Source organism: Streptomyces sp. NPDC005303 (genome assembly GCF_040607335.1).
Classification (GTDB): Bacteria; Actinomycetota; Actinomycetes; order Streptomycetales; family Streptomycetaceae; genus Streptomyces.
Genome location: NZ_JBEXGM010000001.1, coordinates 197,710 through 221,831 on the forward strand (window position 1 = coordinate 197,710; position 24,122 = coordinate 221,831).

The 24,122-nt window shown below is 70.0% G+C and carries 23 protein-coding genes and 1 tRNA gene; 15 read left to right on the top strand and 9 right to left on the bottom strand.

The annotated features are described in order from the left end of the window. Window positions 1-174: 174 nt before the first annotated feature. From ABZT93_RS00930 to ABZT93_RS00990, 13 genes are all read left to right on the top strand, one after another. Window positions 175-597 carry an NADH-quinone oxidoreductase subunit A gene (locus ABZT93_RS00930; RefSeq protein ID WP_057607955.1) on the top strand — a complete coding sequence of 141 codons (423 nt, stop codon included), beginning with the start codon at window positions 175-177 and terminating at the stop codon, window positions 595-597. Then, on the top strand, window positions 588-1,238 hold the full coding sequence (locus ABZT93_RS00935) for an NADH-quinone oxidoreductase subunit B family protein (RefSeq protein WP_356097005.1): 651 nt from the start codon (window positions 588-590) through the stop codon (window positions 1,236-1,238). The genes ABZT93_RS00930 and ABZT93_RS00935 overlap by 10 nt, the downstream gene beginning before the upstream one ends. Next, window positions 1,235-3,340 carry an NADH-quinone oxidoreductase subunit C gene (locus tag ABZT93_RS00940; RefSeq protein ID WP_356097007.1) on the top strand — a complete coding sequence of 702 codons (2,106 nt, stop codon included), beginning with the start codon at window positions 1,235-1,237 and terminating at the stop codon, window positions 3,338-3,340. The genes ABZT93_RS00935 and ABZT93_RS00940 overlap by 4 nt, the downstream gene beginning before the upstream one ends. Beyond that, the gene (locus tag ABZT93_RS00945; RefSeq protein ID WP_356097010.1) at window positions 3,337-4,305 is read left to right on the top strand and encodes a complex I subunit 1 family protein; all 969 of its coding nucleotides are present in this window, start codon (window positions 3,337-3,339) and stop codon (window positions 4,303-4,305) included. Before ABZT93_RS00940 ends, ABZT93_RS00945 begins: the two co-directional genes overlap by 4 nt. 2 nt (window positions 4,306-4,307) lie before the next feature. Then, on the top strand, window positions 4,308-4,877 hold the full coding sequence (locus tag ABZT93_RS00950; RefSeq protein ID WP_356097013.1) for an NADH-quinone oxidoreductase subunit I: 570 nt from the start codon (window positions 4,308-4,310) through the stop codon (window positions 4,875-4,877). Then, window positions 4,874-5,584 (top strand): NADH-quinone oxidoreductase subunit J, encoded by a 711-nt coding sequence (locus ABZT93_RS00955; RefSeq protein WP_356097015.1) that lies wholly within the window; start codon window positions 4,874-4,876, stop codon window positions 5,582-5,584. Before ABZT93_RS00950 ends, ABZT93_RS00955 begins: the two co-directional genes overlap by 4 nt. Then, window positions 5,584-6,009: an NADH-quinone oxidoreductase subunit NuoK gene (gene nuoK / locus ABZT93_RS00960; RefSeq protein ID WP_356097018.1), complete on the top strand. Its 426-nt coding sequence runs from the start codon at window positions 5,584-5,586 to the stop codon at window positions 6,007-6,009. The genes ABZT93_RS00955 and nuoK overlap by 1 nt, the downstream gene beginning before the upstream one ends. Continuing rightward, entirely contained in the window at window positions 6,006-8,000 is a 1,995-nt protein-coding gene (locus ABZT93_RS00965) for an NADH-quinone oxidoreductase subunit L (RefSeq protein WP_356097021.1), read from the top strand. The genes nuoK and ABZT93_RS00965 overlap by 4 nt, the downstream gene beginning before the upstream one ends. A gap of 6 nt (window positions 8,001-8,006) precedes the next feature. Further along, entirely contained in the window at window positions 8,007-9,581 is a 1,575-nt protein-coding gene (locus tag ABZT93_RS00970) for an NADH-quinone oxidoreductase subunit M (RefSeq protein ID WP_356097023.1), read from the top strand. Window positions 9,582-9,595: 14 nt separating this feature from the next. Then, window positions 9,596-11,140 (top strand): NADH-quinone oxidoreductase subunit N, encoded by a 1,545-nt coding sequence (locus tag ABZT93_RS00975; protein ID WP_356098384.1) that lies wholly within the window; start codon window positions 9,596-9,598, stop codon window positions 11,138-11,140. 237 nt (window positions 11,141-11,377) lie between these two features. Further along, window positions 11,378-12,241, top strand: coding sequence for a zinc metalloprotease HtpX (htpX, locus tag ABZT93_RS00980; RefSeq protein ID WP_355747466.1), 864 nt, complete (start codon window positions 11,378-11,380; stop codon window positions 12,239-12,241). After that, complete coding sequence (locus tag ABZT93_RS00985; protein WP_356097026.1) at window positions 12,238-12,630, top strand: YccF domain-containing protein; 393 nt, start codon at window positions 12,238-12,240, stop codon at window positions 12,628-12,630. The genes htpX and ABZT93_RS00985 overlap by 4 nt, the downstream gene beginning before the upstream one ends. A gap of 304 nt (window positions 12,631-12,934) precedes the next feature. Continuing rightward, window positions 12,935-13,504 (top strand): SMI1/KNR4 family protein, encoded by a 570-nt coding sequence (locus ABZT93_RS00990; RefSeq protein ID WP_356097029.1) that lies wholly within the window; start codon window positions 12,935-12,937, stop codon window positions 13,502-13,504. A gap of 28 nt (window positions 13,505-13,532) precedes the next feature. Here ABZT93_RS00990 and ABZT93_RS00995 read toward each other — a convergent pair whose 3' ends face one another. Continuing rightward, window positions 13,533-14,777: an APC family permease gene (locus tag ABZT93_RS00995; protein ID WP_356097031.1), complete on the bottom strand. Its 1,245-nt coding sequence runs from the start codon at window positions 14,775-14,777 to the stop codon at window positions 13,533-13,535. 207 nt (window positions 14,778-14,984) lie between these two features. Here ABZT93_RS00995 and ABZT93_RS01000 point away from each other — a divergent pair, with 207 nt between their 5' ends. Then, window positions 14,985-15,251: a GlsB/YeaQ/YmgE family stress response membrane protein gene (locus ABZT93_RS01000; RefSeq protein ID WP_356097034.1), complete on the top strand. Its 267-nt coding sequence runs from the start codon at window positions 14,985-14,987 to the stop codon at window positions 15,249-15,251. Window positions 15,252-15,343: 92 nt separating this feature from the next. Here ABZT93_RS01000 and ABZT93_RS01005 read toward each other — a convergent pair whose 3' ends face one another. After that, complete coding sequence (locus tag ABZT93_RS01005; RefSeq protein ID WP_356097037.1) at window positions 15,344-15,832, bottom strand: YajQ family cyclic di-GMP-binding protein; 489 nt, start codon at window positions 15,830-15,832, stop codon at window positions 15,344-15,346. A 233-nt stretch (window positions 15,833-16,065) separates the two neighbouring features. Here ABZT93_RS01005 and ABZT93_RS01010 point away from each other — a divergent pair. After that, window positions 16,066-16,147: transfer RNA gene (locus tag ABZT93_RS01010), tRNA-Tyr, on the top strand. 134 nt (window positions 16,148-16,281) lie between these two features. On the opposite strand, the gene ABZT93_RS01015 is transcribed toward ABZT93_RS01010, so the two are convergent. The 7 genes from ABZT93_RS01015 to ABZT93_RS01045 form a co-directional block, all read right to left on the bottom strand. Next, entirely contained in the window at window positions 16,282-17,694 is a 1,413-nt protein-coding gene (locus ABZT93_RS01015; protein ID WP_356097040.1) for a site-specific integrase, read from the bottom strand. Between the two features lie 60 nt (window positions 17,695-17,754). Further along, window positions 17,755-17,943, bottom strand: a complete 189-nt coding sequence (locus tag ABZT93_RS01020; protein WP_356097043.1) for a helix-turn-helix domain-containing protein — start codon at window positions 17,941-17,943, stop codon at window positions 17,755-17,757. Window positions 17,944-18,392: 449 nt separating this feature from the next. Continuing rightward, window positions 18,393-19,871 (bottom strand): ATP-binding protein, encoded by a 1,479-nt coding sequence (locus tag ABZT93_RS01025; RefSeq protein ID WP_356097045.1) that lies wholly within the window; start codon window positions 19,869-19,871, stop codon window positions 18,393-18,395. Between the two features lie 2 nt (window positions 19,872-19,873). Continuing rightward, window positions 19,874-20,701: a bifunctional DNA primase/polymerase gene (locus tag ABZT93_RS01030; RefSeq protein WP_356097048.1), complete on the bottom strand. Its 828-nt coding sequence runs from the start codon at window positions 20,699-20,701 to the stop codon at window positions 19,874-19,876. Further along, window positions 20,698-21,390, bottom strand: a complete 693-nt coding sequence (locus tag ABZT93_RS01035; protein WP_356097051.1) for a class I SAM-dependent methyltransferase — start codon at window positions 21,388-21,390, stop codon at window positions 20,698-20,700. Before ABZT93_RS01035 ends, ABZT93_RS01030 begins: the two co-directional genes overlap by 4 nt. 89 nt (window positions 21,391-21,479) lie before the next feature. Further along, entirely contained in the window at window positions 21,480-21,785 is a 306-nt protein-coding gene (locus ABZT93_RS01040; RefSeq protein ID WP_356097053.1) for a hypothetical protein, read from the bottom strand. A gap of 234 nt (window positions 21,786-22,019) precedes the next feature. Continuing rightward, on the bottom strand, window positions 22,020-24,122 hold the full coding sequence (locus tag ABZT93_RS01045) for a hypothetical protein (RefSeq protein ID WP_356097056.1): 2,103 nt from the start codon (window positions 24,120-24,122) through the stop codon (window positions 22,020-22,022).

Genomic DNA, 24,122 nt, shown 5'->3' on the forward strand with positions numbered 1-24,122 from the left:
GCCGCGGCTTACTGGGGAAAACCCCACCCTGGCCCTTCGGATGGCTTTCCTCGGGTGACGGGCTGCTTACCGTCCCTTTATCAGGGCCTAGACTCCCGTGCGTACAGATCGTCGAACAGTGGTGTGCAGCGTGACCACTGTGTTCAGCGTGCTCACAGGGAGTGAGGGGCGGACGTGCCGGAACCGACCGTCGTCGATGCAACCGTCGTCGATCCGACCGTCGTCGCGGCGGACTACTTCCAGTCGTACTCGGTCGTCGGACTGCTCGCCGTCGTCGGCGTGCTGTTCGTCGCGGTCGCCTTCGGCGCCGGCCGCCTGCTGCGACCCGTGGTGCCCACCCCCGAGAAGCTCCTGACGTACGAGTGCGGAGTCGACCCCGTCGGCGAGGGCTGGGCCCACACCCAGGTCCGCTACTACGTCTACGCCTTCCTCTACGTCATCTTCGCCGTCGACTCGATCTTCCTGTTCCCGTGGGCGACGGTCTTCGCGGCTCCCGGCTACGGCGCGACGACCCTCGTCGAGATGTTCATCTTCCTCGGCTTCCTCGCCGTGGGACTGCTGTACGCGTACAAGAAGGGTGTCCTGACATGGACGTGAACCCTGCGGTCGACTCCGCTGTCACGGAGCCCGTTCTGCTCCCGGAGCCGAAACGGCTGGGCGCCCTCGCCCGCCTCGCCCCCGAGCCGATGAAGGTGATCCTCAACTGGGGCCGCCGGTACTCCCTCTGGGTCTTCAACTTCGGTCTCGCCTGCTGCGCCATCGAGTTCATCGCCGCGTCGATGGCCCGCCACGACTTCATCCGCCTCGGCGTCATCCCGTTCGCCCCGGGCCCGCGCCAGGCCGACCTGATGGTCGTCTCCGGCACGGTCACGGACAAGATGGCACCCGCGGTGAAGCGCCTGTACGAACAGATGCCGGAGCCGAAGTACGTCATCTCCTTCGGCGCGTGCAGCAACTGCGGGGGCCCGTACTGGGACTCCTACTCCGTCACCAAGGGCGTCGACCAGATCATCCCCGTCGACGTCTACGTCCCCGGCTGCCCGCCCCGCCCCGAGGCCCTGCTCCAGGGCATCCTGAAGCTTCAGGAGAAGATCGCCCGGGAGTCGCTGGAGGAGCGGTACGGGCCGTCCGCTGCGCGTCCGTCGGCGGCTGCGCTGCAGAGCGGGTTGGTGAAGCCGCCTGCGCCTGCGCCGACGTCGACTTCGGCTTCGGCTTCGGGTGAGGGGGAGTCGCAGTGACCGCCGTCGGTTGGCTCCCCGCCCCCGCCGAGGAACTCTTCGGCCCGGAGGCCACCGCCGAGGAGTCGTACGAGGTCCTGACCGTGGACGTCCCGCCCACGAGCTGGCTCACGGCACTGCGCGTCGCCCGCGACGAACTGGGCTGCACCTACTTCGACTGGCTCAGCGCCGTCGACGAACCCGGCACCGGCTTCCGCGTGGCCGCCCACGTGGCAGCCCTCTCACCGGTACGACGCCTGCTCCTGCGCACGACGATCCCCCACGACACGCCGGTACTGGCCAGCGCCGTCGACATCTACGCGGGCGCCGCCTGGCACGAGCGCGAGACCCACGAAATGTTCGGCGTCACCTTCGAGGGCCATCCGTCCCTGGACCACCTCCTGCTGCCGGAAACCTTCGAGGGCCACCCCCTCCGCAAGGACTTCGTACTGGCCGCCCGCGTCGCCAAGGCCTGGCCCGGCGCCAAGGAACCGGGCGAGTCCGAGCACGGCGGCCCCAAGCGCCGCCAGATGCTCCCCCCAGGAGTCCCCGACCCGAACGAATGGGGCCCCCTCAAGGGCCAACTCCCCCCGGCCCCCACCCGCCCGACCCGCACACCCGGAGAACGCCCCACCCGCACCCCGGGAGAACGCCCACCCCGAGCCACAGGCGACCGCCCGGTGCGCCGGGCCCGCTCGGCGGCGGAGGGATCGGCGAGTCAGGCGGAGACGTCTGGTGCGGCGGGCGCGGCGGGTGCTGCGGGTGCGGCGGGTGCGGCTGGTCCGCGTCGGGCACGTTCGGCGGCGGAGGGGTCGGCGAGTCAGGCGGAGACGGCGGGTGCGGCAGGTGCGGCTGGTCCGCGTCGGGCACGTTCGGCGGCGGAGGGGTCGGCGAGTCAGGCGGAGACGTCTGGTGCGGCGGGCGCTGCGGGTGCGGCTGGTCCGCGTCCGGCACGTTCGGCGGCGGAGGGGGCGGCGAGTCAGGCGGAGACGTCTGGTGCGGCAGGTGCGGCAGGTGCGGCGGGCGCTGCGGGTGCTGCGGGTGCGGCGGGTGCGGCTGGTCCGCGTCGGGCACGTTCGGCGGCGGAGGGGTCGGCGAGTCAGGCGGAGACGTCTGGGAGCACGGCTGCGGCGGACGCGTCGGGAGCCGGTCCGCGTCTGACGGGTACAACTGCCGAGGGCTCCGCAAGTCAGGCGGAGGCCCCTACGGCGTCTGGTGCGGCTGGGGCTGCGGGGACCGGCCCAACCGGCCCAACCGGCCCACGCCGTGCGCGCACTGCGGCCGAGGGCTCGGCGAGCCAGACCGCGCCCGAGGCGACGGAGGATGCTGCGGCAACCTCGCCGACCGTGGTGCCTCGGCGCACACGTACTGCTGCGCAGGGTTCGGCCAGCCAGACGGGACCAGAAGCTGACGGCACCGAGGCCGGTGCCGGTTCGGCAGCGCCGGCCGGCGGCGCGCCCGAGTCGGAGGCTCCGGCAACGCCCCCGGCGCCTGACGCGCCCACACCTGCGTCCAACGCCTCCGCGTCTGATGCGCCCACAGCACAGCCTCCGGGAGCGGCGCCGGGCGGTGCCTTGACCGGGCCCCGTCGGGCACGTACCGCCTCGGGCGGTTCCGCGAGTCAGAGGCCCACCGCGACCGGCTCCGAGCCGTCGACCGACGAGGCGAGCCCGAGCCCCGCCCCGCCGAAGCCTCCCGCGACTCCTCGCAGCCCGGACGCGCCATGGCACCACGCCCGACCGGCCTTCGACGACCCGGAACCGAAGCGGCCTCCCACACCCGAGGACACCGGACCTTCCGGACCCCCCGGACCCTCCGAGCGTCCTGAGGAGCCCGGGGTGCGCAAGACCACCGCGAAGCCCCGGGCTACTGAAGGCCCCGAGGTACGGGATGAAGGCGCCGAGGTACGGGAAGAGCCGTCGCCTTCCGGGGAGCCGGCCTCCGAGGAGTCCAAGGCCCCCGAGCGGTCCCAGACTCGGTCCCGGACCTCCGACGTTCCTGAGGACTCCCAGAACCCTGACCGCTCCGAAGACACCGGCCCGAGCTCCGGCAACCCGACCCCGGACAAGCCCTCCACCCCCGAACCCCCCACCCCCGACAAGCCCGCAGGAGGCCCGCAGTGAATGACGCTCTCGACGTCGCCCTGCGACTCCTGATCGTCTTCGTCGTCTTCCTCACCTTCCCCCTGATCATCGGTCAGACCGAGCACAAGGTGATGGCCCACATGCAGGGCCGCCTGGGCCCGATGTACGCCGGCGGCTTCCACGGCTGGGCCCAACTCGTCGCGGACGGCGTGAAGTTCGCTCAGAAGGAAGATGTCGTACCGGCGGGCGCGGACCGCCGTGTCTTCCAACTCGCCCCCGCCGTCGCCCTCCTGCCCTACCTCCTCGTCCTCCTCGCCATCCCGATCGGCCCCGGTGAGGGCGCTGTCGGCGAGGTCATCGACGCGGGCGTGTTCTTCGTACTCGCCGTGATGGGCGTGGGCGTCCTCGGCTCCCTCATGGCCGGCTGGGCCTCCGCCAACAAGTTCTCCCTCCTCGGCGGCCTGCGCACCGCCGCACAGCTCCTCGCCTACGAACTCCCGATGTTGCTCACCGCCGCCTCGGTGGCGATGGCGGCCGGAACCGTCTCCCTTCCCGGCATCCTCGACGCCTTCGAGTGGTGGTGGCTGCCCTGGCAGATCGTCGGTGCGATCGTCTTCTTCGTCGCAGGCCTCGCCGAACTCCAGCGGCCTCCCTTCGACATGCCGGTCGCCGACTCGGAGATCATCTTCGGCGCCTACACCGAGTACACCGGCCTGCGTTTCGCCCTGTTCCTCCTCGCCGAGTACGCCGGAATCGTCGTTCTGAGCGGACTGACCACCGTCCTCTTCCTGGGTGGCTGGCACGGTCCCTGGGGCGCCGACGGCCTCGGCTGGGTCTGGACCCTCCTCAAGACTGCCGCGCTCGCCTTCGTCGTCATCTGGCTCCGCGTGACCTACCCCCGCCTGCGCGAGGACCAGCTCCAGAAACTTTCCTGGACCCTTCTCGTCCCCCTCTCTCTCGCCCAGATCGCCCTCACCGGCATCGTCAAGGTGGTGATCCAGTAACCATGGCCCCCATTCCTGGCTCGGGTCTGGCCAAGGGCCTGGCCGTCACCCTGCGCACGATGACGAAGAAGACCGTCACCGAGCAGTACCCTGACGCCCAGCCCGACCTCCCACCCCGCACTCGCGGGGTCATCGGCCTGTTCGAGGAGAACTGCACGGTCTGCATGCTGTGCGCCCGTGAGTGCCCCGACTGGTGCATCTACATCGACTCCCACAAGGAGACGGTCCCGGCTGCGGCCCCCGGTGGGCGCGAACGCAGCCGTAACGTCCTCGACCGCTTCGCCATCGACTTCTCCCTCTGCATGTACTGCGGTATCTGCATCGAGGTGTGTCCTTTCGACGCCCTGTTCTGGTCCCCGGAGTTCGAGTACGCCGAGACCGACATCCGCGAGCTCACCCACGAGCGGGACAAGCTCCGAGAGTGGATGTGGACCGTCCCGGCCCCACCGGCCCTCGACCCCGGCGCCGAGGAACCGAAGGAGATCGTCACCGCCCGCAAGACCGCCGAGAAGCTGGCGGCGGCCCAGGCCGAGCCGACCACTCCGGCCGATCCCCAGGGGGAAGAGTCGTGACCCTCGCTCAGGAGGCGCACGGCTTCCTCTCCCCGACCGGTGTCGAGATCGCCTTCCTCCTCGTCGGCCTGCTCACCTTCGGCGCCGCGATCGTCACCGTCACCACCAAGCAGCTGGTGCACGCCGCCCTGTGGCTGGTGGTGGCCCTCGGTGGCCTCGCCGTCGAATACCTCCTGCTCACCGCCGAGTTCATCGCCTGGGTTCAGGTCCTCATCTATGTGGGCTCCGTCGTCGTCCTCCTTCTGTTCGGTCTGATGCTCACCAGGGCCCCCATCGGCCGATCCCCGGACGCCGACTCCGGCAACCGTTGGGCCGCCCTCGTCGTGGCCCTCGCCGCGGCGGCCGCTTTGGTCTGGGTGGTCGTCGACGCCTTCCGCACCACCTGGGTCGACCTGGACGGTCCCGCCGCCGGATCCACCGAGGTCACCGGCGCGAGCCTCTTCCAGAACTGGGTCCTCCCTTTCGAGGCTCTCTCCGTCCTGCTCCTCGCTGCACTGGTCGGCGCGATCGTCCTGTCCCGCAAGGCGAAGGCGGAGTCGAGCTCTCCCCCTGTGAACTCCCGAGCTGCGACCGGTGGTTCCCCATCCGTCCCGGATTCCCGCAATCACCGGATCGGGCGAAATGAGCCGGTCGCGGGAACCAAGTCAGCCAAGGGAACCGCGTCCGCCAAGGCAACCGAGTCCGCCGAGCAGGAAGGCGCCCGCTGATGCACCTCGCCTATCCCGCCGTACTCTCCGCTCTCCTCTTCTGCACCGGCCTCTACGGCGTCCTCGCCCGCCGCAACGCGATCCTCGTCCTGATGTCGGTCGAGCTGATGCTCAACGCCGTCAACCTGAACCTGGTCGCCTTCGACGTCTGGCTCAGCAGGACCGCCGAGGAGACCCTGCACTCCGGCCAGGCCCTCACCTTGTTCACCATCGCCATCGCCGCCGCCGAGATCGGCATCGGCCTCGCGATCGTCCTCGCCGTCCACCGCAACCGCGGTACCGCCGACATCGACAAACTCCGCGACTCGGCCGAGGGCCACAACCCTGACGACCTCGACGACCGCGATGACTCCGACACCGAAGCCCGTCCGGCCGAGCAGGCCGCACGATCCGGGCGGACCGGGAAGGCTGAGGCCACCGCGTGACCACGACCACCCTCGCCGTCCTCGTCCCCCTCCTTCCCTTCCTGGGTGCCGCGGTCGGTCTGCTCCTGGGCCGCACGGCCCCCGGCTTCGTCCGCCCGCTCGCCGTTGTGCCTCCCCTGGCAGCCCTCGCGCTCGCCGCGGTGGTCGCCGTACGCCAGGGCGGCGACCAGGTGGTTGACGCCGCCACCGAACTCACCCCCACCGGTTCAATCCCGATCGAACTCGCCCTGCACATCGACGGCTTCGCCGCCCTCGTCGCCGTCCTCGTCGCCTTCGTCGCCACATGCGTGCAGATCTACTCGACGGGCTACCTGCGCGACGACCCGCGCTACCCCTCGTACGCCGCTCTCGTCTCCCTCTTCACCTCCGCGATGCTGCTCGTCGTCTACTCAGGCGACCTGATCGTGCTGCTGGTCGGCTGGGAGATCATGGGCATCTGCTCGTACTTCCTGGTCGGCCACTACTGGGAGACCCCGGAGGCCCGCGCCGCCTCCCTCAAGGCCTTCCTGGTGACCAAGCTCGGTGACGTCCCCTTCCTGATCGGCCTGTTCGCGCTGGCCACCGACGCAGGCTCCTTCCAGATCACGAAGGTCCTCGACGCCGTCGCGCACGGCGGACTCGACCATCCGACCCTGATCGCCCTGCTCCTCCTCGCGGGTGTGGCCGGCAAGTCGGCGCAGTTCCCCCTGCACACCTGGCTCCCCGACGCGATGGCCGGCCCCACGCCCGTCTCCGCGCTGATCCACGCCGCGACGATGGTCGCCGCCGGTGTCTACTTCATCGCCCGTCTCCTCCCGGTCTTCGAGGCCTCCCAGGCCGCGATGGTGGTCCTCGCCGTCATGGCGGCCGTCACGATGCTCGGCTCCGGTCTCGCCGCGCTCGCCCAGGACGACATCAAGCGCGTCCTCGCCTACTCGACGATCGGGCAGCTGGGCTACATGACCGGTGCCCTCGCCGTGGGCGACCGTGGTGCCGCGGTCTTCCACCTGCTGTCCCACGGCGCCTTCAAGGCGCTGCTGTTCCTCGCGGCAGGCGTGATCATCCACGCCGCCGGCACCAACTCACTGGCCGCGATGTCCCGCATGAAGGACCTGCGGGCCCGCGTCCCGGACGCCTTCTGGACGATGACCGTGGCGCTCCTCGCGCTCGCCGCGATCCCGCCCTTCAGCGGTTTCTTCTCCAAGGAGTCCGTCCTCGGTGCCGCCGAGCACGTCGCCACCGGCCACACCGAACACGCTCCCGGTGCCGCGGGCTGGATCACCCTGGTCGCCGGGCTCCTCACGGCCGTACTCACCGCCGCGTACGCGACCCGCCTGTGGCTGCTGGCCTTCAACGGACGCGGTACCGAGGCCCCCGATCACGGCCGTCAGCCGCTGACGATGAACGTGGTCCTGTGGGTCCTCGCGGCCCCTTCCCTCGCCCTCGGCGCGTTCGCCTACCGTGTGCTGCCCGACTGGTTCGACGGCCGTGACCTCACCCCGACCCTCACCACGTCCGTCGTCGGTACGGGCGCGGCCCTGGTCGGTGGCATCGTCACCTACGCGGCCTGGCGGCACACCAGCACGGTCGCGGCCCGCGTCCCGCTCGGCGCGGTCGCCGCCCACCCCGAGGGCGACGCCGGCCTCGTCGAGGCCGAGGCGATCGCCACCCACGAGCCGGCCTACGGAGACGTGGCCTACACGCCCGACCCCGCGGACCCCGGACGGCTGCTGCTCGGGCCCCTGCACCGCCACGCTGCCGTCGGCTTCCACCTGGACGCCCTGTACACGGCCATCTTCGTCCGCCCGGTCCAAGCCGGAGCCACCCTCGTCCGGTTCCTGGACCGCGAGGTCGTCGAGACCTACGTCCGCGGCGCGGGAGCACTGCCCCGCTGGCTCGGCAGCGCCGTACGACGCGCCCAGACCGGCAATCTCCAGACCTATGTGAGCGCGCTGCTCGCCGGCACCGTCGTCCTCGCGGTCGCCGTCGTCCTCGTCGCCACGGGAGCGTGAGCAGGCGTGATCGATATCAACGAGTCCGTGATGCAGTTCCTTCTGGCGTTCGTCGTGGCCGGCCCGCTCCTCGGTGCCGTCACGGCTCTGCTGCCCGCCCCGCCCGGGCTGAAGGGAAAGTCGCCCGACCAGGCCGTACTGCGGCACGGCGTGACCGTCACCGGCGTGATCCTCATCGCCGCGATCGTCCTCGCACTCGGCTTCGACCACGACCACCCGTCGAAGATGCAGGCCACGACCGACATCAGCTGGATCCCCGCACTCGACGTGCGCATCCACCTCGGCATCGACGGCATCTCCCTCCCCCTTCTGGTCCTGACCGCGCTGCTGACCTTCCTCTGCGCGCTCTACTCCTACTTCAAGATGCCTTCGGGCCCGTCCCCGAAGGCCTTCGTCGCGCTGCTGCTCGTCCTGGAGTCCGGCACCCTCGCGACCTTCGCCGTCCTCGATCTGCTGCTGTTCTTCCTCGCGTTCGAGACGGTGCTCATCCCGATGTACTTCCTCATCGCCCGCTGGGGCGGCGCGGACCGCCAGGCCGCCGCCTGGCGCTTCATCCTCTCCACACTGCTCGGCTCGGTCGTCATGCTGCTCGGCCTGCTCCTGATCGGGATCAAGGCGGGCACATTCGACATGGTGGCACTCGCCACTGACAACGGCCGGTCGCTGACCACATCCGTGCAGGTCATCGCCGTTCTGGCGATCGGGATCGGGCTCGCGGTCAAGACCCCGATGTGGCCCCTGCACAGCTGGCTGCCCGACGCCCACACCGCCGCGCCGACCGTCGGCTCGGTTCTGCTGGCCGGCGTCCTGCTGAAGATGGGTACGTACGGGTTCGTCCGGATTCTGCTGCCGATCGCGCCCGACGGCTTCCGTGACTTCGCGCCCTGTCTCGCCGCCTTCGCCGTGGTCGGGATCATCTACGGATCACTGGCCTGCCTCGCCCTCGCCAAGCGGGGCGCGAAGGGCGACCTCAAACGCCTCATCGCCTACTCCTCCGTCGGCCACATGGGCTTCGTCCTGCTCGGCATCGCCACCATGACCCCGACAGGCGTGAACGGCGCCCTGTTCGCCAACATCGCCCACGGCCTCATCACCGGCCTCCTGTTCTTCCTGGTCGGCGCCCTGAAGGACCGCACCGGCACCACCGACCTCGACACCCTGGCCGAGGAGACCGGCGCCGCCCTGTACGGCAAGGCCCCCCGCCTCGGCGGCCTGCTGGCCTTCGGCGCGGTCGCCTCGCTCGGCCTGCCCGGCCTCGCCGGATTCTGGGGCGAGATGCTGTCACTCTTCGGAGCCTTCAATCCCGCGGACGGCCTCAGCCGCCCCGCCTTCCTCACCTTCATGGCGATCGGCGCGTTCGGCACCCTCCTGACGGCCGCGTACATGCTGGTCGTGGTCCGTCGTGTCTGCATGGGCGCCCTGCCCCAGGACGCCCCACGACTTGCCGACGTCCACGCGTACGAGTTCGCGGCCTGGACGCCCCTCGTCGCCCTCACCGTCGTGGCGGGCCTGTGGCCGAAGGCCCTCCTCGGCCTCACCGACCCGGCCGTCCAGCAGCTCCTCGCAGGAGGCAACCGATGAGCACCCTGGCCGCCATGGCCCAGCCCCTGGCTTCGTCGGCCCAGCCGCTGACCGCGACGGCCGCGAACCTCGTCCAGTCCGTCGACTGGCTCGCCATCGCCCCGCCGACCGTCGCGGCGATCGTCGGACTCGTCGTCCTCGTCGCCGACCTGTTCGTCGGTGAGCAAAAGAAGGCCGTGCTCGGGTGGGTCTCGGTCGCGGGCCTCGCCGCCTCCGCGCTCCTGCTGCTGCCCCTCCTGGACGGCGACCGCAGCACGTTCTGCCTGACCGGCGACGACGGCGTCTGCAGCTACACGGCCGACCGCTTCACGCTCGTCATCCAGTTCCTGGTGCTCGGCGGTGCCCTCCTGGCCGCCCTCCTGTCGGTCACCACCCTCAAGGACGCCGACAAGAGACTCCCCGAAGGGGAGTACTGGTTCCTGCTGCTCTCCTCAGCCGCCGGCGCCGCCCTCCTGCCGGCCTCCCGCGACCTGGCCACCCTGATCGTCGCCCTCGAAGTCGCCTCCCTGCCCGCCTTCGCCCTCGTCGGCATCCGGCACGGCGACCGGAAGTCCTCCGAGGCAGCACTGAAGTTCTTCCTGTCCTCGGTCACCGCCACCGCGGTCAGCCTCATGGGCGTCAGCTTCGTGTACGCCTCCACGGGCACCCTCTACCTCACCCAGGTCGCCGACCGCATCCAGCACGTCGACGGACAGCTCCACACCCTCGCCCAGACCGGCGTCGTCCTCACCCTCGTCGGCTTCGCCTTCAAGACCGCCGCCGTGCCCTTCCACTTCTGGGTGCCCGACACCTACGTGGGCGCGCCTCTCCCGATCGCCGCCTACTTGTCTGTCGTCGGCAAGGCGGTCGGCTTCTCCGGCCTGATCCTCGTCACCGTCGTCGCCCTGCCGTCCTACGCCGACGTCTGGGGCCCGGCGCTCGCCGCGCTGGCCGCCCTCACCATGACCGTCGGCAACGTCGGAGCCCTACGACAGCAGGCCACGCGCGCGTACAGCGCCGTACGGCTGCTCGCCTGGTCCTCCGTCGGCCAGGCCGGCTACCTCCTCGTCCCCATCGCCGCCGCCGCGTACTCCGACGACGCCGAGCGGTCCGTCGGCTCCACCGTCGCCTACGCCCTCATGTACGCCGCCGTGAACCTCGGCGCCTTCGCGGTGGCCGCGCTCGTGGGCCGTACGAAGGCCGCGAACCGCCTCACCGACTACCGGGGCCTCTACGCGACCAACCCGCTCGCCGCGCTCCTGCTGGCCTTCTTCCTGCTGTGCCTGGCCGGGCTGCCACCGGGCATCATCGGTCTGTTCGCCAAGGTCACCGTCTTCTCGGCGGCCGTGGACGCGGGCCTGGGCTGGCTCGCCGTGGTCATGGCCGTCAACGTCGTGATCGCGCTGTTCTACTACCTCCAGTGGACGACGCTGCTGTTCCGGGCTCCGGAGGGCGAAACCGCCGCGCACCGTGTCCCCGCACCCCTCACAGCCGCGCTCGCCCTGACCGGCGTCCTCGGCGTCGCCCTCTCGGGCGCGCCCCAACTGGTGCTGCGCTTCGCCGACACCGGCCTCTTCTGAACCAGCCCTCCCGAACCCCTGAACCGCCCCTCCCGAACCCCTGAACCGCCCCTCCTGGACCATCACCCGGACGGCCGACCTGGGCCTCCGTGCGCACAAGGGAACTAGTGGCCGCCGCCTGGCGTTGAGCAAGACGGGAAGGTCCACTGGACGTGACACCACGGACCGGTGGCATCGGAAGACATCGGAGACCAGCAAGCAAAGGGTTCCCCTGCTGCACCACTTGGAGGGCGTACCGTGCACCGCCGGCACAACGGGCTCAGGACCGCAGTCCTCCTCGGGGGACTGTCCGCACTCATCATCGTCATCGGCAGCTTCTTCGGCCGCATGGGGTTGGTCGTGGCCGTCCTGATCGCGCTGGGCACCAACGCGTACGCGTACTGGAACAGCGACAAGCTGGCTCTACGCGCGATGCGCGCCCGCCCGGTGAGCGAGTTCGAGGCGCCTGCCCTGTACCGCATGGTCCGCGAACTCTCCACCCAGGCCCGTCAGCCCATGCCGCGCCTGTACATCTCGCCGACCGAGGCACCCAACGCCTTCGCGACCGGCCGCAATCCGCGCAACGCCGCCGTGTGCTGCACCGACGGCATCCTGCGCATGCTGGACGAGCGCGAACTGCGCGGCGTCATCGGCCATGAGCTCAGCCATGTCTACAACCGAGACATCCTGATCTCGTCGGTCGCCGGCGCCCTCGCCTCCGTGATCATGTTCCTGGTCAACTTCGCGTGGCTGATCCCGATCGGCCGCTCCGACGACGACGACGGCCCAGGCCTCCTCGGCATGTTGATGATCATGATCCTCGGGCCGCTGGCGGCCAGCCTCATCCAGCTGGCCATCAGCCGCTCCAGGGAGTACGAGGCGGACGCGTCCGGAGCCCAGCTCACCGGCGACCCCCTCGCGCTCGCCAGCGCCCTCCGCAAGCTCGAAACGGGCACCAAGCAGCTGCCGTTGCCCCCCGAGCCGCGCCTCGAGACCGCGAGTCACATGATGATCGCGAACCCTTTTCGCCCTGGCCAGGGACTGTCCAAGATGTTCTCGACACACCCGCCGATGGCGGAACGCATCGCCCGGCTCGAGAAGATGGCAGGTCGACCCCAGTGAAAACGATCCTGAACGTCATTTGGCTCGTCCTGAGCGGCCTTTGGCTGTTCCTCGCGTACCTGGCCGCGGGCGTGCTTCTGTGCATCACCATCATCGGCATCCCGTTCGGCCTGGCGGCTTTCCGTATCGGCGTCTACGCCCTGTGGCCCTTCGGATACACCACGGTCGAGCGCCGCGACGCGGGCGCGCCCTCCTGCGTCGGCAACGTCCTGTGGCTGGTCCTCGCCGGCTGGTGGCTGGCCCTGGGCCACATCGCCACGGGCCTCGTCCTCTGCCTCACGATCATCGGCATCCCGTTCGGGATCGCGAACTTCAAGCTCATCCCCGTGTCGCTGTTCCCCCTGGGCCGCGAAATCGTTCCCACGGACGAGCCGTTCGCGGCCCGCTGACGGATGGGCCGTTCGCGGCCCGCTGACGGATGGGCCGTTCGCGACGGGATGACGGATGGGCCGTTCGCGCGGGATGACGGACGGGCCGGGAGAGTGGGAGCGGTCACCCGCAGATGTCCCGGCCTCGCCCGCAGCACTCCCCACCGTCCACCGGCCGTCGAGGTACTCCTCGCCCTTCTCACCGAGGGCGATCGCGTCGACGGCCACCTAGCCTGAACCGGGATGGCGGCCCCGAAGTTTTCCACAACCAGCGGGTTGTCCACAGGCCTGCCCGGCTGTCAGTGCCGCCCTGCATCATGAATGCATGACCGAGAGCGAGCAGTTGCTGGCACGGGTGGCGGAAAAGGCCCGCAACACCCATCCGTGGGGCTGGACTTCCCTGCCCGAGCCGGTGGACACGACCACACTGGCCCGCGCCGAAGCCGCGTTGGGCTTCCGCCTGCCCCCGCTGCTCGCCGACCTGTACCTGCGGATAGGAGACGGTGGATTCGGCCCGGAGTACGGCCTGTTGCCCCTACTCGACAGCGCTCCGGCCGGCGAGCCCGCAGCGGTCGTGCAATACCTGGCCAACCGCAAGAGCGGTCGCAAGGACCCCGACTGGCCCTGGCCCGAGGGCGTCCTGCCGATCTCCCACTGGGGCTGTGCGATGTACGCGTGCGTGGACTGCCACAGCCCGCAAGCCTCCGTCCTGCTCTTCGAGCCGAACGCCGGAGACTGCGACCACTCCTGGTTCGTGGACGCTCCCGCCCTCACGGAATGGCTGCAAGCCTGGGTCGAGGGCACGGGCTGGTACGAGGAGATGAACGAGGAGCTGGAGATGACTCCTTGGACGGAGTTCCCGATACGCACGGCACCGCCGACGAGCGCGACCTGACGTTCCTCAGGGGCGCCCGTCCGCAGATCTACCGCCCCGCCCACCACATCCGTACGCCGTACGCCACCACCCCGACCACCAGCACCCCCGCGCCCACGACCACCGAGACCCCGGGCAGCGCGAACGCGAGCACCACACACCCGAGCAGCCCCACCACCGGCACCACACGGGCAGTGGGAGCCGCACCGAGTGTCCAGGCCGACGCATTGGCCACCGCGTAGTAGGCGAGCACACCGAAGGAGGAGAAACCGATCGCGCCCCGTACGTCCACCGTGGCGGCGAGGACCGCGACCACCGCACCCACGGCCAGCTCGGCCCGGTGCGGCACTTGGAAACGGGGATGCACGGCGGACAGCGCGCCCGGCAGATGCCGGTCCCGGGCCATCGCCAGCGTCGTTCGTGAGACGCCCAGAATCAGAGCGAGCAGCGAGCCGAGCGCGGCCACGGCTGCACCCACCCGTACCAGCGGCACGAGCCCCGGCACCCCTGCCGCCCGCACGGCCTCGGCCAGCGGCGCGTCCGCGCGGCCCAGAGCATCAGCGCCCAGCACGGAAAGGACAGCCACCGCCACACCCGCGTACACCACCAGCGCGATGCCCAGGGCCAGGGGGATCGCGCGGGGGATGGTGCGCGCGGGGTCCCGCACCTCCTCACCGAGGGTCGCGATACGCGCGTACCCCGCGAACGCGAAGAACAGCAGACCGGCGGCCTGCAGCACCCCGCCCATACCGCCGGAGACACCGGCGTTCAGCCGCCCGGCCTCCGAGGCCCCGGCCCCCAGACACACGACCACCACGGAAGCGAGGACAGCGAGGACCACCGCCACGATCGCCCGGGTCAGCCAGGCGGACTTCTGGATCCCCCCGTAGTTCACAGCGGTCAGCGCCACCACGGCCGCGACGGCCACGGCATGCGCCTGCTCAGGCCACACGTACGCCCCCACCGTCAGCGCCATCGCCGCACAGGAGGCCGTCTTTCCGACCACGAACGACCAGCCCGCGAGATAACCCCAGAACGGTCCGAGCCGCTCCCGCCCGTACACATAGGTGCCGCCGGAGGCGGGGTACAGGGCGGCCAGCCGCGCCGAGGACGTGGCGTTGCAGTAGGCGACCAAGGCGGCGAGCGCGAGCCCGAGCAGCAGTCCCGATCCGGCGGCGCGCGCGGCCGGCCCGAGGGCGGCGAAGATCCCCGCGCCGATCATCGAGCCGAGTCCGATGACGACGGCGTCCCCTACTCCCAGCGTGCGCCGCAGTTCGGCACCGGAATGCGTCATGAGCCGCACCCTACTGAGCGCGTGCAACCGCGGGACACGGCCCTGACGTCCTCTTCAGCAACAAGACGCGAACACCGCTCGACGAACACCGCACAGGCCCGACGAGCACGACGTACTCCCCATGAGCACGCGCTCGCCCGGTCTGCCGGGACGTAGATCACAGTCCTCCGACAGTGCGGGCACAGCACGGAAGGGCAGGTTCAGGGCATGAGCATCATCGGCTGGATCATCCTGGGGCTGTTGGCCGGAGCCATCGCCAAGTTCCTGCTGCCGGGCCGTGACCCGGGCGGCCTGATCGGGACGACTCTCATAGGCATCGCGGGTGCCTTCATCGGCGGCTGGATATCGGCCCGTTGGCTTGACCACCCGGTCTCCAAGAACTTCTACGACGGGCCCACCTGGGCCGCCGCGATCGGCGGCTCCCTCGTGCTCCTGATCGCCTACCGTCTCCTGTTCGGCAACTCGCGCGACTGACCTCCGAACCGCAGCCAGCAGGCGAGAAGGGTGGGCACCGGCCAGGTGCCCACCCTTCCTCGTGGATCGGTGCCGATCGGTGAGTCAGCAGCTCACCGGTAGTTCACGAACTGGATCGCGAAGTCGAAGTCCTTGCCCTTCAACAGGGCGATGACGGACTGCAGGTCGTCACGGCTCTTCGAGCTGACCCGCAGCTCGTCGCCCTGGACCTGGGCCTTCACGCCCTTCGGGCCCTCGTCACGAATGATCTTCGCGACCTTCTTGGCGTTGTCCTGGGAGATGCCCTCTTCGATCGTCGCGAAGATCTTGTACTCCTTGCCGGAGAGCTGCGGCTCGCCCGCGTCGAGTGCCTTCAGCGAGATCCCACGCTTGATCAGCTTGGACTGGAAGACGTCGAGGACGGCATTGACCCGGTCCTCGGAGTTCGCCTCCATCAGGATCTTGTCACCGGACCACGAGATCGAGGCACCCACGCCCTTGAAGTCGTAGCGCTGGGAGATCTCCTTGGCGGCCTGGTTGAGGGCGTTGTCGACCTCCTGCCGCTCGACCTTCGAGACGATGTCGAAACTGGAGTCGGCCATGTCCTGTGGCTCCTTGTATCGGGGTGCGTGTCGGCGTGCGTACGGATGCGTATCGGCGACGTGGGGCGGGCGCCGAGCCCGGCGCGAACCCGGGCCGCATCCGCCCAAGCCTAGTCACCCCATGCCGTTCGGGCGCAGATCAATCGGGTGGCGAAGCACCCCTCGGCATCGGGTATTGTTTACGTCGTTGCCACGGAGCACCGCCGAAAGTCGGTTCGAAGGGCAGCAACCCCGGCGGTGTGCCCGAGCGGCCAAAGGGAGCAGACTGTAAATCTGCCGGCTCAGCCTTCCCAGGTTCGAATCCTGGCGCCGCCACGCTGAGAAAGACCCCCTCCGAACTGCGGAAACGCAGAGCGGAGGGGGTCTTTGCGTATCCGAACAGCGCTGGTCAAACGAAGCTCGAAAAGGGCTGTTTGTCTCGCGCTGTCTCAGGTGATTCCCAAGCCTGATCAGCGCGTGTCCCCCAGGCGTCCCCCGGGGGGACGGCCGTCTCCGTCCCATTCCCGCAGGCCAGCCTCGATCTGACGGTTCGCGCGGTCCTGCGCCTGCGCCAACACCTTCGCGTAGACGCGCAGCAGTACGGCTACCGAGTGTCCGGCTCGGCGCGCAACCTCCATGGGGTCGACTCCGCTGAAGAGCCAGAAGGAGACGCCAGCGCATCGGAGGTCGTACGGCCTACGAGCGAGGGGCGACGCCTCCTCATCCACGGTCAGCACCGCTATGCGTGCGCCAGCCCAGACCTCGCCGTAACCAGTGTCCTGAATCACACCTCCCCTGCTCGTGCGGAACAGGCGACCGTCGGGTGCGGTGCCGTAGCGGGCGATGTGTTGGCGGAGCATCGCAACGAAGTGCGGAGGCACGGGCACCACACGTGAATCTCGCGCTGCCCGTGCTTTCAGGTGGCGATCCTGGTGGGCTCGGCCGTCGTCGGTCCAGTCGCGGCCGGCATGGACGATGCCGCCTCGAAGAGTGAGCTTCCCCCACCCGCTCTCCGGCAAATGGCATTGGGCTGCCGTTAGACCTACCGCTTCAGCGGGCCGCATGGCCGCGTAATACAGGCAGCCGAAGAAAGCTTCGAGGTGGGCCCCGCGCTCGCCCTGTCCCCGTACGCCTTCGAGCAGGGCACGGACCTGACGGGGATTGGCGACGCTCGCCGGATCCACCTCTTCGGCGGACTTCGGAGCTGACCACTTCACTGTCGCCAGCGGGTTCACGGGAACACTGAAGTATCGACGCTCGACGGCGAGACCCAGAACGTCGCTGAGGCAGGCTCGCTTGCGCCGGGCCGTTCGCCCGGCAGCGAGGGAGCCGTCGAGCAGCGTCGACACAGCGTCGAGCGCCAAACGGAGCGTGGCAGGATCTTCGAGGTCTGAGACAGGGAGGGAATTCTTCTCAAGCCAGTGCAACGCGCTCACGACGTCATCGGGATGATCCTGGTCCCAACGGCTCTTGTTGTAGGCCCAGCCGTACAACGCCTTGCGTAGTACGCGGAGTGGCGGTTGCCCGACGGTGGTCTTCACGAGGGCGGGCGTGATGGTCGCCAGAGCATCGGCATCGTTGCGGCGTGACTTGGCGGGGAGCCGGTCCCATCTACGCTCCACGTACGCGCGGGTGTGCTCGTACCACGTCACGGAGCCGTTCCGGGCCCGCAGTTCGGAGGCAGGGAGCCCCGTCTCCACATCGAACTGCTCGCCCTTACGCAGAGCGCTCATCAGCTCAGAACGGCGACCGTCAGCCTGCGCTTTGACCGTGTAGCTCTTGGAGTGCTTCTGAGTTGCGACAAGCCAGCGAACGCGGTACGGCTTCGGGCGATCACGGCGAGTTTCGATGCTGTAGATGCGAACGTCGTACGTTAGGGGCATGGCTCTCCGGGGATGAAAGAGCCCGCCCCAGGTGGGGCGGGCTCGAAATGACCAAAGTCGTCAGACGGCGGTTTCCTCGCAGCTCTCCCACCAGGCGTCGAGGTCGGCGCGGCTGACGCGGACCTGTCCGTTGGGGAGTTTGCGGATTCGGGGCGCGTGGCCGCGGGCGCGCATGCGGTAGAAGGCGGCGCGGCTCATGCCGATCTCTGCGAGGACTTCGGGGAGCTTGAGCATCTGAGGGCGTGCCACAGCCGACTCCTTCGAGGTTCTGGTCATGTCTGGGCTTGCACCTGTCCGAGGTTCGGATTTCTGCGTCACCGCGTCACCTGCGTCATTCAGGTCGCTGACCTGCGGTTATCGGTGACGGAGCGCGGTGGGGCTGCGTCACCGCCGCGTCACCTGCGTCACCGGGGGGTGACGCAGGTGACGCACGATGACGCAGAGGGTTGGGCTCTGCGTCACCGCCTTCTCTGCTGGTCAGGGGCCGTTTTCCGGCGTGGGTGACGCAGGTGACGCAGTGTTCCCCTACTTAGGAAAAGGAGGGGGGTGGTGTCTGTTGTTGTGCGCGGCTCAGAGAGCGAAGAAGGAGCCGCTGCGCGGCACGTCCTTCGGGCGGTGCTGCGCACCGAACAGCAAGAGGAGCACCCCTCTCCGCGTCGTGCCGGGTGCTCTTCTTGCTGTTGTGCGGTGGCCTCCGCTCAGAACGCCGTTTCCTGTTGCGGCCCGGGTGCGGGTGCGGGTTCGGTGAGTTCGATGTAGCGGGCCGTTTTGGTGCGTCCCCAGTCGACGACCAGGCCGCGGGCGGCGAGGGTGGGCTGAAGGCGCTTGAGCCGGTCGGAGAGGACTTTGCCGGTGGTCGGCCAGCCCTTGGGCAGGGGGCGGCAGTCCTCGCCGCTGTAGAGCCGGGTGAGCAGGTGCAGCCACTCCGCGGACGACATCCGCTCCTGCGCCCCGGGCTCCATGCCGGCCGCGTACTGAAGCACGGTCTGCGCGAGCAGGTCGCCCTCGATGACGTCGTCGTTGAGGTCGTCCAGCCCGGCCCGGTAGGCCGCCAGCGCCCCAAGACCCATGGCCTCGTCGAGCTGAGCGCACAGGTGGGCGAAGTCCGCCATCCGCAGGTCGGTCGGTGTTTCAGCGGTGGCGGCGCGGACCTTGACGGTCAAATCCAGCAGGGAGCCGAGCATGACGGGCAGGGCTTCCGCGTACTCCGTCCACAGCTCCGCTTCGGTGCGCCGCACCTGCGGGCGTTCCAAGCGGAGCGGCAGCAGTCGCTCGGCGAGGTCGGGGCGGATGACGCCGACGTCGATGCCGGTCAGGAGCAGGGGGCGGCGGTAGCGGGCGCGGAAGACGTCGCCGTCGGTGAACAGGGCGCGCTTGACGCTCTCGGCTCCGGTGACGATGCAGCACATGGCATCCGACAGGTCCGGGGTCATGTGGGAGAGGTTGTCCAGCGCCGTGACCCATCCCGCGGCCACGGCCGCGATCAGGTTGTCCTCGTCCTTCGGGGCCCGGCGCAGGTCACCCGTCATGCCCTCGATGAGCCGGATCAGCATCCGCCCGCCGGTGGACTTGCCCGCGCCCTGGGGGCCGGTGAGGAAGGGGGCGGGGACGGGCACGGAGGGTTCCAGGCAACCGACCAGCCAGGCCATGGCCAGGCACTCCGTCTCGGCATTGGCGAAGTTGCACAGCCTGAACAGCAGGTCGATGCCCTTGCCGTTGGTGTCCTTGACGGGCAGGGGCAGTTCGCCGGTGAGCTGGGTGCGCCGCCAGCACACCTCTGCCGGGTCGGGGACGGTGATGTCCCAGCCGGTGGGGTGGATGCGCACGGACTGGCCGTCGTTGCGGCCCAGGTCCAGCCAGGTGGCCCCGTCCCAGCCGGGGGCGACGCGGATGTGGACGGGCTGGACCTGCTCGGTGAGGGCGAGTGCTTCGATCAAGTCGAGTGCCTCCTTCATCGCGGTGCCGTTGAACGTGCCGAGTCCGTCTCTGAACAGGCCGACCATGAGTTCCTGTCGGTGGCTTCCGGTGGTGCCCTGGGAGCGGATCGGGCGGGCCACGGGGTGGCCCTTGCGCTGTGCGTAGACGGTGCCGTCCGCGGTGCGGAAGTAGCGGAAGCGCTCTTGCGCGTAGTCCGCGATGACCTTCCGGGCCGGGTTCTTGTCGTCGTCGTTGTCCATGCTCAGAGCCCCAACGTGGTGCGGGCGTTGGTCCACGCGTCGGTGCAGTGCCGCGGCGTCTCGCCCTTGTCCTGAGCGGCGGTGAACAGGCGGGCGATGTGATCCTCGGTGAGGCAGCCGCACCGGCCGTGCGTCGAGAGCACGGCCAGGAACGTCCGGTAGACCGTGTGGTGAATCGTGCTTCGGGCCTCGGTGATGCGCTGCTCCGCCATGGCGATCCCGCGTTCGAGGTAGGCGGGGGTGCGGTGGCGGCATTCCCCGCCCCCGGCCGGCGCCGGAACCCTGACGGGTACGGGGGTGGCGGGCTTGGCTGCGGTGAGCGCGCGCACGACGTCGGGCAGCGCGGCCATGGTGCCGGTGCCGGGCCCGAGCCAGCGGGCGTAGGCCATGGTGGACTTGATGTCCACGCCGGGCCGCACGCCGTTGGCTGACGCCATCGTCCCGCGGTAGAGCCAGTGCTCGCCGCGGGTCGTGGGCACGGTCCGGGTGGCGGGCAGGGTCTCGCGGGCCCACGCGATGGCGTCGGCGTTGTCGCAGTCCACGACTGTCAGGCCGGCGCCGCCGGGGTGGTAGGCGACCGCCGCGGCGCCTTGCCATGCGCTCGCCCATGCCGGCGAGTTGATGACGCTGGTGTCGGTGGTGGCGGCGGCCCAGCCGTGGCAGGGGGCGGGGCAGGTGCAGGGGCCGGGGGTCTTCATGTTCGGCCGGCCGCCGCACGAGGTGTACAGGCATGCGGGGCAGTTGGCGAAGGGCACCTTGCCCTTGCGCAGCGGCAGGACCGGCAGCCCTTCGGCTGCGAGCTGGAGGGCGGTGCGCAGGTGGTTGCTCACGCCGCCACCCCCAGGCCGGGGGCGAGCAGGGGCAGGGCGGCGTTGCCGATGTAGCGGGCGTAGGCGGGCGGGATGCACTCGCGGATGCCGTCCCGGTTCATCCACTCCACTCCGATGACGCGCCGGGCCAGGGGAACTCCGGAGAAGTTGCCGACGAACTGCCCGTAGTACCCGGGCGGGACGGGGCGGCCCATCTTGGCCTGCGGAACCGTGTGGACCGGGTGAGCAGGCTGCGGGAGGGTGAAGCCGCCGCCGGTCTCGAAGAACCGGTGCCGGTACGACTGGACGCCGAACATGGGCCCGCACAGCATCACGGGCCTGCGGAGCTTGGGCACCGCGCCGCCCACGTTCTCCAGCACCCACGGCCGACCGGTGCTCTCCAGCGCGGTACGGGTTGGGGCGATCAGGTCCGGATGGTCATTGCCGTGGAGGCGCTGGCAGTCGGTGTCGTGCTGGCAGGGCGGGGAGGCGTGGACGAAGTCGAACGCCGCTCCGTGTTCGAGGACGAACGCGATCGCATCCGCCTGCACGAACCGGAACGGGTAGCGCGGCTGCGGGTCCTTGTCGACGCCGGTCACGTCGAACCCGGCGTCGGCGTAGCCCTTGGCCGCGCCGCCCTGCTTGCAGTACAGGTCCAGCAAGCGCAGGCGTCGGCCGTGCACTCGCCGGATGTCGGTGGATTGCGTCATGCTGGGAGACCTCCAACAGGTCTGTTGAGGGCTGGTTGGGCAAGGGCGACCCCGATTCATTGGCGTGAGGGGGGTCGCCCTTGGCGTAGCTACTTCTTCGAAAAGACCTTGAGCGTGATGCCGCCCGCTCCGATCGGCCCTGCGGCGCCGGCGATGACGGTGGCGGTGTGGGCGGCGACGTCCATGAGCCAGCACAGGGCGGCGACCACTCCCCAGGTGCCGAGTGCGGCGGCCCCGGCGATCGCGAACGGGATGAGCAGGCGCTGCCACGGGAAGCTGGCCGGGGTGGTGTCGTGGACGACGAACACGACCGGCTGTCCGGTCGCCTGTGCGCGCTGGTAGAGGTCGGCGGGGACGTGCGGGGCCATCTGGCCGGGCGGGGTGTGCTGGCTCATTCCTGGCTCCCTCGGGGTGTGCCGCGGGCCCGCGCCAGCAGGTGGCGCGGGCCCGTGCGGATGGGTGGTGTGCTTGTCGCGTTGCTTGTCGCCTGTCTTGTCGTGCGGCTTGTCGTCTGGCTTGTCGCTTGTCTTGTCTTGTCGCTTGTCGCCTCCCAGGTCACAAGCCGTTTCCGGGCCTCCAGAGCCCTGGTAGCGGTATCGGGAGACGTGCGCGCGACAAGCGACAAGTGATCAGTCGTCGGCGATGTGGGAGCGGTGGACGTAGCGGGCTTTGGTGCCCTCCCCGACGCGGACGGCTGTGCCGTCCTGCACCCACGTTTTCAGCCAGCCCACGACCGTCTGACGAGTCGTGCCGTAGGCATCCGCGAGCGCGCGGGCGATCGCGGACGCTCCGGTGCCGTCGGGCCCGGCGGCGATCAGCGCGGCGAGCGCGGCCTGTTGCGCGGGGCTGTCCTCCTGCTCGTCCCGCAGCGCCGACAGATTCAGCCCGGCCGGCCGCTCCGCCCCGGCGTCCACGCCGGGGGTCTGGGGTTCGGGTGCAGTGGCGAACTGGGCGTCGATCTCCTCGCGGAACCGGCGCGCCAGCTCCTCCTCCGGAGACTCTGCTCGCGGGCTCAGAGCTGACAGACGCAGTCCCGTTCCCGCCCCGCCCGCGGGCACGTCGTCGGCGCCGTCCGGTACGACCTGGTCGCGCATCCACGCGGTCCGCTCGGCATCCCAACGCCGTGCGTAGGCGGGTCCAGCGGCCTTGGCGGAGACGTCGTCGAGGGTGGGGTGGCGGTCGGAGGTGGCGGCGGTGATGTCGCGGATCTGGTTCGGGAGGATCCGCCACGTCTTGAACAGCGCGGCCGGTGACTCCGGGGTGCCCATGAACCCGGCGCCCTTGTGCGGGGCTTGGTCCACGCGCAGGCCGCGGCTGCCGGGGAACATCTTGCTTAGGTCCATGCCTTCGGTCTCGCCGCCTGTGAGGGCGACGCGGACCTTGGCTTCCCGGCGGATCATCAGGTTGCTCAGCACGCTGCCGGTCGCCCCGAGTGCGGTGAGCACGGTGCGCACGCCCATGGCGCGGGCGATCCGGATGACTTCGAGGATCTTCTCCCCGAGCTTGCGCACCTGCCGGTCGGGGCTGGCCAGGATCTCCGCGCCCTCATCGATCACGAGCATGATCTGAGGAATCCTTGCACCGATCGGCAGCAGATCCGTGTTGGCCTTGGACAGCAGGTCCTGGTAGCCCATCTTGCGCTGCTTGGCCACGCGCACGGCCGCATCCAGCATGGTCATGGCCTCGTCGAACGTCCCGGCGAGCCAGTCGATGCCGGGCCGTACGGGCTTTCCGTCCTCCCGCACCAGTTCACCGTTCAGCGCGGGCAGCACCCACGGCAGGCCGGCCGACCCGGCGTTCAGGTCGATCACCCACGTCAGGACGTCCTCAGCACGCGCGAACCCGGCCAGGATCGCGTGCACCATGTTCGTCTTGCCCGAACCGGTCGGCCCGACGATCAGCGCGCACTGCTCACGCAGGTACGCGAGGATCTGCGACGCGTTCGTCCGGTAACCCCACGGGATGCCGGTGTGCAATGACAGCGGGCCGTAGTCGGCGGGGTAGGTGCGCTCCTGTTCCAGGACGTTGACGGTGGTCACGTCGATGATGACGCGGCCCTGGTGGATGCCGGGGGAGGCGGTGGCGGTGCAGCCGTGCGGCAGTCGCGCGTCCGCGGACAGCCGCGGCGACTCGGCAGCAATCTTGTTCCAGGTCGCACCCCCGGGCGGGAGTTCGGCATCGATGGAGAACCCGGCCCCGGTCTCCCACATCTCCACCCCCAGCACCCGCACGGTCATGGAGCACACCCGCTGGATACGCTCCGCCCACTCCGCGGCGATCGCCCGGCGTTCCGCGGACAACTCCGCGGCGACCTGCCGCTGTTCGGCGGCAAGGGCTTCCTCCTCACGCGCCTCCTCGAACAGGGCGGCGGAGCGGGCGGCGGCGCCGATGCCGACGCCGATGGTGGCCAGCGAGCCGAGCGCGGCCCAGGTGAGCGGGCCGTGCGTCATCGCCCACGTGGTCCAGCCCGCCCCGACCAGCCAGGAGGCGGCGCGGGTGGCCAGGGTGCAGCCGGCGTTGCGTACCCGCAGGCCCACGACGGTGTGGCCCAGGGCGCCGGCGGCGCCGACCGCGAGGGCCCAGCCGGGGGGCATGGCGGTGGCGGCGCCGGTGGTGGCGACGGCGAAGGCTCCGGTGGTCGCGGACAGGGCGCCGGTCACGGGTCCGTGACCGGCCGCCCAGTCCAACACCGGGCCACTGCTGTTGTGTTTGGCGGTGGCGGTGCTGCTCAT

Coding starts and splice junctions, on each gene's coding strand:
- ABZT93_RS00950 (WP_356097013.1), top strand. CDS start 4,308: ATGGCCCCCATTCCTGGCTCGGGTCTGGCCAAGGGCCTGGCCGTCACC.
- ABZT93_RS00975 (WP_356098384.1), top strand. CDS start 9,596: ATGGCCCAGCCCCTGGCTTCGTCGGCCCAGCCGCTGACCGCGACGGCC.
- nuoK (WP_356097018.1), top strand. CDS start 5,584: ATGCACCTCGCCTATCCCGCCGTACTCTCCGCTCTCCTCTTCTGCACC.
- ABZT93_RS01045 (WP_356097056.1), bottom strand. CDS start 24,122: ATGAGCAGCACCGCCACCGCCAAACACAACAGCAGTGGCCCGGTGTTG.
- ABZT93_RS01035 (WP_356097051.1), bottom strand. CDS start 21,390: ATGACGCAATCCACCGACATCCGGCGAGTGCACGGCCGACGCCTGCGC.
- ABZT93_RS01040 (WP_356097053.1), bottom strand. CDS start 21,785: ATGAGCCAGCACACCCCGCCCGGCCAGATGGCCCCGCACGTCCCCGCC.
- ABZT93_RS00995 (WP_356097031.1), bottom strand. CDS start 14,777: ATGACGCATTCCGGTGCCGAACTGCGGCGCACGCTGGGAGTAGGGGAC.
- ABZT93_RS01005 (WP_356097037.1), bottom strand. CDS start 15,832: ATGGCCGACTCCAGTTTCGACATCGTCTCGAAGGTCGAGCGGCAGGAG.
- ABZT93_RS01025 (WP_356097045.1), bottom strand. CDS start 19,871: ATGGACAACGACGACGACAAGAACCCGGCCCGGAAGGTCATCGCGGAC.
- ABZT93_RS00935 (WP_356097005.1), top strand. CDS start 588: ATGGACGTGAACCCTGCGGTCGACTCCGCTGTCACGGAGCCCGTTCTG.
- ABZT93_RS00990 (WP_356097029.1), top strand. CDS start 12,935: ATGACCGAGAGCGAGCAGTTGCTGGCACGGGTGGCGGAAAAGGCCCGC.
- ABZT93_RS01015 (WP_356097040.1), bottom strand. CDS start 17,694: ATGCCCCTAACGTACGACGTTCGCATCTACAGCATCGAAACTCGCCGT.
- ABZT93_RS01000 (WP_356097034.1), top strand. CDS start 14,985: ATGAGCATCATCGGCTGGATCATCCTGGGGCTGTTGGCCGGAGCCATC.